Below are 13483 nucleotides of genomic sequence, written 5' to 3' on the forward strand. Positions count from 1 at the left end.
AAAAAATTATAAATCGATACAATCCATGCGTGTAATTATTTTATGCTGCTTTGCTCTCTTGGGCTATGTCAATTCTTACGCTCAATCGAAGGCTATTAAAAAGGTCCCTACAGTTTTTGTCGACCGTGAAGGTGTCATGCGCTGGTCCGACTCCAAAGCTGAAGCTTCATTTTATGGCGTCAATTATACCGTTCCTTTTGCCCATGCCTTTCGGGCTTTACACGATAAAGGCATCGATCGAAAGCGGGCTATTGATCGGGACGTTTATCACTTCGCCCGTTTGGGATATAACGCTTATCGTATCCATATTTGGGATGTAGAAATCTCCGATAAAAATGGTAACCTGATCAGCAATGAACACCTTGATCTATTGGATTATCTACTTTTTAAACTTCAGGAAAGGGGAATTAGGATCCTGATTACGGGAATGACCAATTTTGGTAATGGTTATCCTGAAAGAAATATAAATACAGATGCATTTACGTATCATTATGATAAGTGTGAGGTTCATGCTAATCCACAGGCGATAGCTGCTCAAGAAAAATACATTACCCAGTTACTTCATCATGTCAACCCGTATACCGGAAATGCTTATCAGACGGACCCTTACATCATAGGCTTTGAAATAAATAATGAACCTTGCCATACAGGTGCCATTCAGACGACGTCGGACTATATCGGTCGAATGGTGAATGCCATGAAGAAAAGTGGGAACAAAAAACCGATTTTCTACAATGTAAGTCATAATATGGAACATGTTAAGGCTTATTTTGATGCTGATATCCAAGGCACAACTTATCAATGGTATCCTGTGGGACTGGTTGCTGGACGGGAACGTCAAGGGAATTTTCTTCCTTACATTGATCAGTACGATATCCCTTTTTCAAACTTGAAAGGCTTCGCCAACAAAGCGAAAGCAGTTTACGAATATGATCCTGCTGATAATCTTTACAGCTACATGCATCCCGCAATGAGCCGCACATTTCGTTCGGCGGGATTTCAGTGGATCACTCAGTTTGCTTACGATCCGATGGATATTGCAGCCTATAATACCGAATATCAGACACATTATCTCAATTTGGCTTATACACCGGCAAAAGCACTGAGTACCATGATTGCTGCAGAGGTGGCTTATACGATACCGAGAAATAAAAAGTTTGAACATTACCCTCAAGACACCCTATTTGGCGATTTTAGTGTTAGTTATGAGCAGGATCTCTCCGTGATGAATGCGCAGGATAAGTATTTTTACACCAATAATACGACTGTAAGGCCTTTAAATCCAACGAAATTGCAACATGTTGCCGGTCATGGTTCGTCACCTGTGGTGGAATACGGTGGATCTGGTGCTTATTTTTTAGATCGTCTGGAAGATGGTCTATGGCGCTTGGAGGTTATGCCGGATGCAGAAAAAATCGCTGATCCTTTTGCTAAGCCATCGCTCGATCGTGAGGTGGTACATATTCTGTACCGGTCACAGAGGATCGATATTCGGATTCCTGATCTAGGCGACCTGTTTACCGTCCGTTCACTGTTAGGGAAAAATGACACCGATGAAGCTATTTCAGTCGCTAAAACAAGTTTCAGCGTTAAGCCTGGAGTATATCTGTTAAAGCGTAAGAATATCCAGCTGAAAAATAGCTGGCTAGCTTCCTCGCCCTGGAAAAATGGCTATTTGGGCGAATATTACGCGCCAAAAACTGAAGCGCTGAAGCAGCCTTTATTGATACACCAGCAGCCCGAAATATTGGAAAAAGGGCGCTCTACCAAATTGCAGTTCCGTTATGTTTTTGAAAAACAGCCCGATTCCATTATTCTACAAACGGACCAGGTTTCGTTTTGGAAAGATCATAATCCCTACATCAAGTTGATCTCCAAAGATAACTGTACCTATGAAGCGGATGTCCCGGCATCTTTATTCGTGGGCAATGAATTGAAATATACAGCTACTGTGTTTGTGGATGGTGAAAAAATTACCTATCCTGATAATCAGACTGGAGCACCGCTGGATTGGAATTATCGTGTCAATAGGTATTGGACGGTGGGCTTATATGAGCAGCGTGCGCCTATAGGGCTTTTTGAGTCCTTGTCCAAAGTGTCTTCTTTGGAAACTTTCGCTATTCCAGAAACGGCTTACATGAATGCGAAACGGGAGCATCATGATCTCAGTAAAGTTCCTTTTTGGACCTATACTTTTCATGCCAAGGATTCGGGGGTACAGTATTTTTGGGTAAAAGATATCAAATCGGCAATTGCTGAACGGCCTGTGGGTATCGCTGCTGCCACAAAGCTCTGTATACTCTTGAAACATGAAGGCGGGAATCCGCTGCTGAATGCTGGGTTTGTGACAAAAAAAGGGTATACCTATGTGGATAATATAGCTATTGGGGCATCCGGCGAAACAGTGGTTCGTATGGATCTAGCCAACTTAAAGCTCGTGCCTACGGCTTTGCTACCTGCTCCTTATCCTGTATTTCTTGAACGGTTTTTTAAGCCCACGGTTCTGGTTCAATTTGACAAAAGGGATATCGAAAAACTAATCGTTTCAGGCGAAAAGATGGAGGGGGTGGCACTATCTATAGCTGCGATATGGCTCGAATAGCGATACAGCTGCTTAATGCCACCGATTAGTAGGGCATGGATAATAATCCGTCAGGCCGTAAGGATCAAGGTTTGGAGCAGAACGACGACCTGAAAAAAACGGCTGCGTTTTTTAGGGGAATGCTTAAATAAAGCGATAAGGAATACAAAAAATATAATAAAGGGAAAGAAAACAATTATAAACACATCTAAATTTTAAACAATGAAGGGTTTTGCATTTAAAACAAGTTTATTGGGCTTGTCCTTGCTATCCTGTCTTGGGGAAACGCAGCTTTATGCTGCAACGAAAGGGGAAAGCAAGTGGATCAGGTCGATGCAACAACAGGATGTCCGTGGGGTGGTCCGCAACGAGCATGGGCAGGTGATGGCAGGTGTAACAGTATTGGTGGCCGGAACTACGGTGGGCACTTCAACAGCGAGTGATGGCTCGTACCGTATCTCATTGCCCAAGGGTAAATCCCAGCTTCTATTCTCTGTTGTAGGCTACAGTAGCCAAACCTTGACGGTGGTAGGGGGAACATCCGTGGATGTCAGCATGGTGCCTGCGGGAAATGTGCTGGAAGAGCTCGTCATCGTAGGTTATGGTAGTACAACAAAAAAGGATCTAACCGGTGCCGTAAATACGGTCGGAAGCAAGGATTTTAACAGTGGACTTGTCGGCTCTCCCGAACAGCTGATCAATGGAAAAACAGCTGGTGTGCAGGTGATGTCCAACAGCGGTTCTCCTTCTTCCGGGAGTACGATACGTATCCGTGGGGGAGCCTCCTTGAGTGCCAGCAACGATCCATTGATCGTATTGGACGGTGTACCGCTAGAGACTGGTGGTATTAGCGGCAATAGTGGCAATTTTCTCAGTCTGATCAACCCGAATGATATCGAAAGCATGACAGTGCTCAAAGATGCATCATCGACAGCAATATATGGATCCCGAGCGTCAAACGGGGTATTATTGATAACAACAAAGAAGGGTAAAGGAGATGCTTTACGGCTTTCTTTCTCTTCAATCGTGTCCATGCAGCAGGCTATGGGAGTGGCTGATATGATGTCGCGCGATGAATTTGCCTCGCTCATCAATACCAAAGGGAGCACTGCCCAAAAGGCGTTATTGGGCAATGCCTCAACAGATTGGCTGTCTGAGGTTTTTCAGGATGCCATCGGGACGGATAATAACTTAAGTCTACAGGGAAAGATCGGCAAAACCTTGCCTTTTCGTACATCGGTGGGCTATTATAATCAGCAAGGGACTTTGCGGACCGACAAAACGGAGCGCGTGACGGGCGCTTTGGTGTTAAATCCCACTTTTTTTAATAAACACCTGACCGTAAATTTAAATGTTAAAGGTGCCCATAACAACAACGGTTTTGCCAATACCGATGCGATATGGTCTGCTGTAGCATTTAATCCTACGCAACCGATTTATTCTGGGGCAGATGCTTATGGTGGCTATTACGAGAGTTTGGATAATGCCGGTCTTCCGGCAACAGGTGCAAACCTCAATCCACTTGGATTGCTCAAGCAGGAAAAACACCGTAGTACAGTCAATAGAGCCGTGGGTAACCTTGACCTCGATTATAAATTCCATCTGCTACCTGAATTGAAAGCGCACGTAACACTCGGATATGACTATGCCAAAGGAAATGGATCGAATCTTATTCCGGCAAGTGCAGCCAATAATTTTACGATCGGAGGCGCTTTTGACCGTTATGAACAGACGCTTAAAAATAAATTGTTTACAGGCTATCTAAACTATAATAAGTTCTTCCCGGAAATTAAAAGTACAATTGACGTGACAGCAGGTCACGATTATCAATATTGGAGTGCCCGACGGCCACCTATAGTATACTATAACGAAGCTGGTGATATACGCTCGACTGCTATTGCATCTGACGAACGACATACGCTGATTTCCTGGTACGGACGGATCAACTACAATTACGATAACCGTTATTTATTGACCGCTACGGTCCGTAAGGATGGAACTTCCCGATTCAGCCCCGAAAACCGTTGGGGAACATTTCCCTCAGTCGCCTTGGCCTGGCGTCTTTCGCAGGAGTCTTTCATGAAAGGAATCTCTTTCCTGGACGATCTAAAGCTCCGTGCGAGTTACGGCGTTACAGGTCAGCAGGAAGGGATCGGAAATTACGAATATTTGCCGGTATACAATTTGGGAACAGCCTATGCACAGTATCGTTTCGGCGATCAGTACCATCTGGTGTATAGACCATCGGTTTACAATCGGGACTTACGCTGGGAAACGACCAAAGCATTTAACTACGGCCTGGATTTCGCTTTCTGGAAAAACAGGCTGTCTGGTGCAATTGACTATTACACAAGAAAAACGCATGATCTATTGGCCAATGTGCCTGTAGCCGCAGGAACCAATTTTGACCAGAACGCGACTATCAACGTAGGTAATGTCGAAAGTAGTGGCTTCGAATTTCAACTGAATACCGTACCCATACAAAAGGATAATTTGCGCTGGGAAGTCAATTTCAATGCGACTAATCAGCATACAAAAGTAACCAATATAGCTTTGGTGCAGGATGCGAATGCCATAGGAACTTATGTGGGACCGAATGTCAGTGGTCGTGGTATACAGATTCTGACAACGGGGTATCAGCCTTACATGTTTTATGTCTACAAACAGTTATACAATGAGGCTGGCAAGCCGCTCGAAGGTGTATATGCGGATCTGAATGGTGATGGAGCGATCAACGAAAAGGACTTGTACCGCTATCAAGCGCCCGCGGCAAAATGGCTCTTTGGTTTCAATACGCAGTTAACTTACAAAAAATGGACAGCAGCAACGACACTACGCGCAAATTTGGGTAACTACGTATTCAATAATACCAAAATGAATCTTAGTGCTTGGGAAACAGTTCAATATGTGGATGCGTCGATCAACAACTTACATCGGGATTACTTGAATACCCAATTCCAGACCAGACAGTATTATTCGGATTATTACGTCGAAAATGCTTCCTTCCTTCGGATGGAAAACCTGTCGGTGAACTATAATTTTGGTCAGGTGGGTAAGATCTCCAATCTACGTGTGGGTGCGGTAGCTCAGAATGTTTTTATTGTGAGCAAATATAGCGGCATGGACCCTGAGGTTCCGAGTGGCTTCGACAGTTCGTTCTACCCACGCTCAAGAACTTTCTCCTTGAGTCTCAATATGGATTTTTAATGGCTCCCTCAAAAAAGAAAACTTATATAGCGATGAAAAATATAAAAAGATATTGTTTTGGATTGTTGAGTATAATCGCATTGCTACAATCCTGTACAAAAGACTTAAACCAGTATCCCACTGTAGAAACTACTTCGGAGTCGGTATACACCTCTGTGGATGGTTACCGGGCAGTACTTGCTAAATTGTATGCCTCATTTGCCGTTGCGGGCAATGGACGTGGTGATGCCGATCCGGATATGGCGGGCAGCACGGCCTCTTGGGGTTACCTTCGGGTTTACTTTAACTTGCAGGAGGTACCGACTGATGAAGTGATCTATACATGGGCAGGAGGCGACAATATGACCGATATCCAGTATATGACCTGGGGAGCTTCTGATACCTGGGTGAATGCCATGTATTATCGGATCTACTATACGGTAGCCATCTGTAATGAATTTCTACGGAATGCAACAACAGAGAAGCTGGCGACTTTTAATTCGGCCGAGCAGGCACAAATTTTGGAGTTCGCAGCCGAAGCGCGTTTTCTGCGTGCATTGGCCTATAGTCATGCCATGGACCTTTATGGGAACGTTCCTTTTGTGACTGAAAAGGACCCGGTTGCTGCATTTTTTCCACCACGGATGACAAGAGCTGATCTCTTTGCATTTATTGAAAAAGAATTGACTGAGATCGAGACGATCTTACCGGAAGCACGTCAAAATGAGTATGGCCGGGTAAGCCGTGCTGCCGCCTGGTCCCTATTGGCCAAAAATTATCTTAATGCACAGGTCTATACGGGTACAGCACGAAATGCGGAATGTCTGAATTATGCTAAAAAAGTGATTGATGCTGGATATTCCTTAAATGCGAACTATAAGCAGGTATTTAATGCTGATAATGATAAACGGACCAATGAAATTATTTTCCCGATAGAGGCCGATGTAGCGCATACAACGACATGGGGTGCGACAACGTATCTTGTCAACGGCCCTATTGTTGGAAGCATGAAATCATCGGATTACGGTGTGCTTTCCGGCTGGAATAGTTTTCGTACACTTCGCGAATTTGTGGCACTCTTTCAGGCGGAAGACAAAAGAGGTGATTTCTGGAAAAACGGCCAGTCCCTGGATGTCGAAGACCCCGCTGCCTCGAGCCAGGGATATGGGCTTGTTAAGTTTACAAATTTGAAAGATGATGGTACCTATACGACAGATGAAGGTTTGGTAAGTACTGATTTCCCGATGATCCGCTTGGCCGACGTGTATCTAATGTATGCTGAGGCTGTACTGCGCGGTGGCGGAGGAAGTGTACAGGAAGCGATCAGGTTGGTAAACAGTATCCGTCAGCGGGGGTATGGTAGTTCGGCCGGAGCCATTGACCAGGCGCAGCTGACACTGGATTTTATCCTTGCAGAACGCGGCCGTGAACTGTTTTGGGAGTGTACGCGTCGTACTGACCTGATTCGATTTGGGAAATTTACCGGTAGCGATTACATCTGGCAATGGAAAGGCGGTGACATGAACGGCCGCTCTGTGGATGCGAAATTCAATCTGTATCCGATTCCAACCACTGATATGAGCGCTAACCCGAATTTGATCCAAAATCCTGGCTACTAGCGGTGGCTGGCATTAATAACTAAATCTATGGAGATATACGGCTATTTGAAAGCACATATGCTGCGAAGAGTATCCAGGTATTCCCATATGGACTTTTAAAGATAATGATACCTATGAAACAATTGACACTCTATATCCTGGTGTTGCTTTTCGTTGCCTGTAAAAAGGAGGGTGGAACACCGGCTGTCAGTGGGATAAAACCTGCAGTGTTGTACAGCAGTACAACAGAACTGGTCTTAAAATCTACTGATCGCAAGGCCGTGGCTCTGCAGCTTGTCTGGGATGAGGCGATTTTGGCCAGCGATGAACCAATGGCGCAGTCGGCTTTAAAAAATAAAATAGAAATTGCTGCTGATCCATCTTTTTCTGCTGTCTCCAAAAGTATCGAACAGGTTGCAAGCTCGCTCAGCTATACGCATGAACAATTGAATAACCTTGTCACGGGAATGGGATTTTTGCCTGATGAAAAGAATGTGTTTTATGTCCGTATTGCTTCACGATTGGGAACCAATACAGATTGGCTCTACAGCAATGTGATCGCCCTGACTGTCACCGCTTACCAGCCCGTTGAGGATGCTGCCTATCTCTATCTATCAAATAAAGAGTTTACGCAATTTCCATGGAAACTGTGTTCGAGAAAGGAAGATGGTTTTTACGATGGTTTTGTGCGTCTCGACCAATGGTACAACTTCTATTTAACCAATGCGGAAAGTGCGAGTGCACCGCTCATCTATGGTTCTTATCCCCTGGATGGTAGCCAATATATCTTGTATAGCGGAGCTGATCGCTGGAATTGCTGGACGAGTAAAGGTGGATACTTATACTTGACAGCCGATGTCAATAAATTGGCCTGGAAAGAAACTTCCGTAGAATCCATGACGGTAACGGGCGATTTTAATGGTTGGAGTGCAACAGCAACACCAATGGTATATGACCAGACGGCGAAGGTTTGGAAAGCAACCATCACGACAACGGTAGCTGAACAATGGGGAATTAAGGTATTGATCAATGGCAGCTGGACTTGGTTTTTTGGCGCAGCAGAGGGCGATGGAAACTGTGCTTTGTATACGGCCGATGGAACTGGCTTCGCTTATGATAAGATCGGTACACATACCTTGATTCTTGATCTAAGCGATCCAAAACAATTCAAATATCATGTGGAATAAAATAGATAGGGACGGGTTCTTAAATGAAATAATCGGATGAAAAAAATAAAAATAATGTTGGCCCTAATAGGCTTGTGTTTGGGCTTGTCTGGCTGCAACGACAAAGATAATCTTAAGGTGGATGTACCTAAAACACATTTGGCAAAAGGTGCGGACGTGAGCTGGATTACTGAAATGGAAGCCTCAGGTGTGCAATTTTTTAATGCAGGAGGCAGCGCAGTGGATGGGCTGAAAATCTTGCGTGGACTGGGCATGGATGCGGTACGATTGCGTGTTTGGGTAGATCCTCAGCAAGGCTGGTGCAACAAGAATGATGTACTGGTCAAAGCTCGTCGTGCGCATCATCTGGGCATGCGTATTATGGTGGATTTTCATTACAGTGACACCTGGGCGGATCCGGGACAGCAGACAAAGCCTGCAGCTTGGAAGAGTTTATCGTTTGATGGTTTAAAGAAGGCTGTTAGTGATCATACAACGGAGGTTCTTCAATTGCTAAAAGATAGCGGTATCTCACCTGAATGGGTGCAGGTCGGTAATGAAACGGGCAATGGGATGCTTTGGGAAGATGGAAAAGCCTCTGTCAGTATGGCTAATTATGCCACATTGAATAATGCCGGCTATGATGCGGTAAAAGCAGTATTTCCGGCAGCAAAAGTGATCGTACACCTGCACAATGGATTTGACAATAACTTGTTTCGTTGGATGTTCGATGGTCTGAAAAACAACGGTGGGAAATGGGATGTGATTGGCATGTCACTTTACCCGACTCCAGCAAACTGGAAAGAGCGCAATGCAGCCTGCATCAGTAACATCAAAGATATGGTTGCCCGATACAATTCGGAAGTGATGATCTGCGAGGTGGGGATGAGCTGGGATGAAGCAGATAGTGCTGAAATATGGTTAAAGGATCTTTTCAACGCGGTCAATAGTGTGCCCGATCAGAAAGTACTGGGTATATTCTATTGGGAGCCTTTGGCGTATGGTGGGTGGAATGGTTATACCCTAGGTGCATTTGACAATAATGGGCGCCCAACAAAAGCATTGAATGCTTTTAAATAAGGTATATTTAAACCGCTGAATGACAATGAAAAAATTGAACTGTAGACTATAAACACCTGATTTGATGATGAGATTACTGCGTACGACTTACTTTTTGTTTCTTTTATTCCTACTTGTTCCGGGCAATTCGTACGGACAGTCTGCACGCCAATCCTTCTTGTTGGAGAAAAACTGGCGTTTTTTTCAGGGTGAGGTTGTTCATGGGGAATCAGTAGCACTAGATGATAGGGCCTGGAAGAAGGTCACTGTACCGCATGATTGGGCTATTTTTGGGCCTTTTGATCGATCACATGATCTGCAGGATGTTGCAGTGACACAAAATGGAGAGAAAAAGGCAACAGTAAAAACGGGCCGTACTGGCGGTTTGCCTTATGTGGGGGTGGGTTGGTATCGTACCAACTTTGATATTCCACAATTCGACCCCGTCAATAAACGCGTGGTTCTGAAATTTGATGGTGCAATGAGTGAAGCCCGGGTCTATGTCAATGGAAAGGAAGCCTGCTTTTGGCCCTACGGTTACAATGCTTTTCATTGTGATGTGACCGAATTTCTACATCAGGACGGGATGGATAATACGGTTGCTGTGCGGTTGGAAAATAAAGCACAGTCATCACGCTGGTATCCCGGTGCAGGACTTTATCGCAATGTGCATGTAATCGTGACGGAGAAGATCCATGTACCTGTTTGGGGGACGTATATCACGACGCCTTTTGTGTCGGACAGTCTAGCCTCAGTTAAGCTTGAAACCAGTTTGAAGAATGCTGATGGCAAGTTGGTACGAATGGTAACTGCGATTTTGGATGCGGCGGGACAGGTGGTTGCGCAGAAGGAAAACCAACAAAAACTAAATTATGGCAAGCCTTTCGTGCAAAATCTTGAAGTGATAAACCCTGCTCTCTGGAGCCCCGAACATCCAAATCTGTATCGGGCCTCCACGCAAGTATTTGTAGACGGTAAATTGACAGACAGTTTTGAAACCCGTTTTGGGATTCGGGAGGTACGTATTATTGCCGACCGGGGATTTATGTTAAATGGAAAGATCCGAAAGTTTCAGGGGGTATGTAATCATCACGATCTTGGACCATTGGGGGTTGCAATCAATGTTTCGGCTCTTCGTTATCAATTGGAATTACTCAAAGATATGGGCTGCGATGCCATTCGTACGGCACATAATATGCCAGCTCCGGAATTGGTTGCCCTATGTGACGAATTGGGCTTTATGCTGATGATTGAACCTTTTGACGAATGGGATATTGCGAAATGTAAAAATGGATATCATCGATTTTTTGCGGATTGGGCCGAACGGGATATGGTCAACATGATCCATCATTTTAGAAATAACCCTGCTGTCGTGATGTGGAGCATTGGAAATGAAGTGCCCACACAATGCAGTGCTGAAGGCTATAAAGTAGCTTCGTTTTTACAGGATATATGCCATCGTGAGGATCCGTCCCGACCAGTGACCTGCGGTATGGATCAGGTAAGCTGTGTGCTGGAAAATGGTTTTGCTAGTCTGTTGGATGTTCCGGGATTAAACTATCGTGCGCACCGTTACGAAGAGGCGTATGCCAAATTACCCCAAAATCTAGTGTTGGGTTCGGAAACGGCATCAACAGTGAGCTCGAGGGGCGTTTATAAATTTCCGGTGCTAAAAAAAGGTGATATGTTGTATTCCGATCATCAGTCGTCTTCTTACGATATGGAATATTGCTCTTGGTCCAACCTTCCGGATGAGGATTTTGCCCTGGCGGAAGATCATCATTGGACCATGGGGCAATTTGTCTGGACAGGCTTTGATTATCTTGGCGAACCTTCCCCTTATGATACCGATGCCTGGCCCAACCATAGTTCCATGTTCGGTATTATTGATCTGGCAAGCATTCCCAAAGACCGTTATTATCTGTACCGAAGTTTATGGAATAGAAATGAGCATACCCTGCATATACTTCCACATTGGACATGGCCTGAGCGTGTGGGGCAAGAAACCCCTGTCTTCGTGTATACAGATTATCCAAGTGCCGAACTTTTTATCAATGGGAAAAGTCAGGGAATACAGCGCAAGAGTAAGGCTTCTTTACAGGAGCGTTACCGCCTCATGTGGATGAATACGGTATACGAACCCGGAGAAGTCAAAGTCGTAGCTTACGATGAATCTGGAAAACCAGCGGCCGAAAAAATAATCCGTACGGCGGGAAAACCCTTCAGGATTGAAATGGATGCAGTTCTTGATTCCATTTCTGCTGATGGCCGTGCATTAGCCTACATCCGTGTCAAAGCAGTGGACAAAGCGGGGAACCTCTGCCCACGGGCCGCAGAACTGATCCAATTTGACGTAGTTGGCGATGGTACATTTAAAGCCTTGGCTAACGGTGATCCAACAAATCTAGAAGCTTTTCACAAACCGCAGATGCATTTATTCAATGGACAGCTTACCTTGATTGTTCAGGCAGGCGAAAAATCGGGAAAGATTCAGATAAAGGCGAAATGCAAAGGTTTAAAAGAGGGGGTATTAAACGTACAGACTGTAAATTCTAAAACGTTTTGACCGTAGCTTTTGTTTAAATGATACCTTAAATAAGTTAGTGCGTTGATTGTATTTTAACAGAAAGGCTAGATCGATATCGATCTAGCCTTTTTTGCGCATTATTTTCGCCTAATCTGTAGCTTGACACCTAGGGCGAGTCCAATGTAATCATCAAATTTAAGATACTTGTTCTGTACGCCGCTAACGAGGTAAAGATCGCTGGTATGAAGATCATAATAGAATTTTATGCCTTCAAAATAAGAACTGTTGGATTTGATTTTATAGCTGAAGTCCTGTCCTACAAAGATATTGATGCGTAGCCTGGTCGAAAACCGATAATAGCTATTCGGGTATTTGTCAGGTTCTTTATACCAAAATTGTTTACCCAAGGTCGTATTGAGATAAGCGCCGGTACGCAAGGGATGATAAGTAAACTGTTCACTGAGTTTAATTTCCCAAGGGGTATACGATTGACGCAGCGTTAAGGTAAGTTTAGCCCGGTCTGTATCGTATTTTGGTACATAGCCAAGCAGGAAATCTGTCGACCACTGCTTGTGTCGGCCATAATCCCAGCCTGTTCCGGCAGAAAGCAGTCCTATGGATCCTGCGTATTGAAGCATATAACTTGATGGAACAAGGCTAAAGGCGGCTTTTTTTAGTTCTTTAGTGCTCATGTTTCCCGTTTTGATGCTGTCCGTTGTGATGTTATTCTCCTGGAGGGTGTCCGTTTTGTTGCCAGCCAAGCTTGTTCCTGGGAGATATTGGTGTTCGGAAGCCTGAGCCATATTGTGAACTGAAAAGAAAAGGGTAACAAGCGCGAAAAATCGTATTTTTGATTTAGTAAGAAACAAGTTCATGGGTATAGTGGTCCTTAGTGATTGTAAAAATTAGAAATTGACGTTTACCGATATTGGGAGTACCGTAATAGATGATACCATCCTTAAAAATATCTTCTTTTTGATAGATATGATCGTGGCCATTGGTACAATAAAGGAGATTGGGGAATTGTTTTATACTGTATTGGAAGACCGAAGCTACATTGTTGTTGAACTGATCGGATGTGGGTCTGGCATGCATGACGACAACTGTTTGTTCAAAACGTGTGATATCTTTTTGGCGCTCTTGCTCAATAAATGAAAAGTCGGGAACGGGATTGGAGTAATCTGATTCCAGCGCATTGGTATTTAAACATAAGAATTTTGTTTTACCTGCAATCATATGTGTCCTAAATAAATTTTAGGATTGGATTTCTATGGTACAAGCATAGCTTTTTTCATCATTTCGATATTGACCCCTATTTTTCAATCTGCGAAGATCTTTAGCTGTCCCTTTTTTCCTTTTATAGGCG

The 13483-nt window shown here is 44.2% G+C and carries 8 protein-coding genes; 6 read left to right on the forward strand and 2 right to left on the reverse strand.

The window, feature by feature from the left end:
- The first annotated feature begins 25 nt into the window (after window positions 1-25).
- The 6 genes from L1283_RS22295 (at window position 26) to L1283_RS22320 (ending at window position 12156) form a co-directional block, all read left to right on the forward strand.
- Entirely contained in the window at window positions 26-2602 is a 2577-nt protein-coding gene (locus tag L1283_RS22295; protein WP_286801358.1) for a hypothetical protein, read from the forward strand.
- Window positions 2603-2803: 201 nt separating this feature from the next.
- Window positions 2804-5788: a SusC/RagA family TonB-linked outer membrane protein gene (locus tag L1283_RS22300; protein ID WP_286801356.1), complete on the forward strand. Its 2985-nt coding sequence runs from the start codon at window positions 2804-2806 to the stop codon at window positions 5786-5788.
- A 32-nt stretch (window positions 5789-5820) separates the two neighbouring features.
- A complete protein-coding gene (locus L1283_RS22305; protein ID WP_088163671.1) occupies window positions 5821-7386 on the forward strand; it encodes a RagB/SusD family nutrient uptake outer membrane protein in 1566 nt (521 codons plus the stop codon).
- A gap of 113 nt (window positions 7387-7499) precedes the next feature.
- Window positions 7500-8552: a DUF5111 domain-containing protein gene (locus tag L1283_RS22310; protein WP_198385954.1), complete on the forward strand. Its 1053-nt coding sequence runs from the start codon at window positions 7500-7502 to the stop codon at window positions 8550-8552.
- 36 nt (window positions 8553-8588) lie between these two features.
- Complete coding sequence (locus L1283_RS22315; protein WP_286801353.1) at window positions 8589-9611, forward strand: glycoside hydrolase family 53 protein; 1023 nt, start codon at window positions 8589-8591, stop codon at window positions 9609-9611.
- Window positions 9612-9675: 64 nt separating this feature from the next.
- A complete protein-coding gene (locus L1283_RS22320) occupies window positions 9676-12156 on the forward strand; it encodes a DUF4982 domain-containing protein (RefSeq protein ID WP_429626462.1) in 2481 nt (826 codons plus the stop codon).
- A gap of 98 nt (window positions 12157-12254) precedes the next feature.
- Here L1283_RS22320 and L1283_RS22325 read toward each other — a convergent pair whose 3' ends face one another.
- Both L1283_RS22325 and L1283_RS22330 read right to left on the reverse strand, forming a co-directional pair.
- Window positions 12255-12992 carry a hypothetical protein gene (locus tag L1283_RS22325; RefSeq protein ID WP_145329758.1) on the reverse strand — a complete coding sequence of 246 codons (738 nt, stop codon included), beginning with the start codon at window positions 12990-12992 and terminating at the stop codon, window positions 12255-12257.
- On the reverse strand, window positions 12973-13353 hold the full coding sequence (locus tag L1283_RS22330) for a hypothetical protein (RefSeq protein ID WP_088162356.1): 381 nt from the start codon (window positions 13351-13353) through the stop codon (window positions 12973-12975). The genes L1283_RS22325 and L1283_RS22330 overlap by 20 nt, the downstream gene beginning before the upstream one ends.
- Window positions 13354-13483: the final 130 nt, after the last annotated feature.

The organism is Sphingobacterium sp. HSC-15S19 (assembly GCF_050433745.1).
In the GTDB taxonomy this organism is placed as follows: Bacteria; Bacteroidota; Bacteroidia; order Sphingobacteriales; family Sphingobacteriaceae; genus Sphingobacterium; species Sphingobacterium siyangense.

Excerpts from the sequence above, each read along its gene's own strand:
- L1283_RS22295 (WP_286801358.1), top strand. The coding sequence starts at position 26 with ATGCGTGTAATTATTTTATGCTGCTTTGCTCTCTTGGGCTATGTCAAT.
- L1283_RS22300 (WP_286801356.1), top strand. The coding sequence starts at position 2,804 with ATGAAGGGTTTTGCATTTAAAACAAGTTTATTGGGCTTGTCCTTGCTA.
- L1283_RS22305 (WP_088163671.1), top strand. The coding sequence starts at position 5,821 with ATGAAAAATATAAAAAGATATTGTTTTGGATTGTTGAGTATAATCGCA.
- L1283_RS22310 (WP_198385954.1), top strand. The coding sequence starts at position 7,500 with ATGAAACAATTGACACTCTATATCCTGGTGTTGCTTTTCGTTGCCTGT.
- L1283_RS22315 (WP_286801353.1), top strand. The coding sequence starts at position 8,589 with ATGAAAAAAATAAAAATAATGTTGGCCCTAATAGGCTTGTGTTTGGGC.
- L1283_RS22320 (WP_429626462.1), top strand. The coding sequence starts at position 9,676 with ATGATGAGATTACTGCGTACGACTTACTTTTTGTTTCTTTTATTCCTA.
- L1283_RS22325 (WP_145329758.1), bottom strand. The coding sequence starts at position 12,992 with ATGAACTTGTTTCTTACTAAATCAAAAATACGATTTTTCGCGCTTGTT.
- L1283_RS22330 (WP_088162356.1), bottom strand. The coding sequence starts at position 13,353 with ATGATTGCAGGTAAAACAAAATTCTTATGTTTAAATACCAATGCGCTG.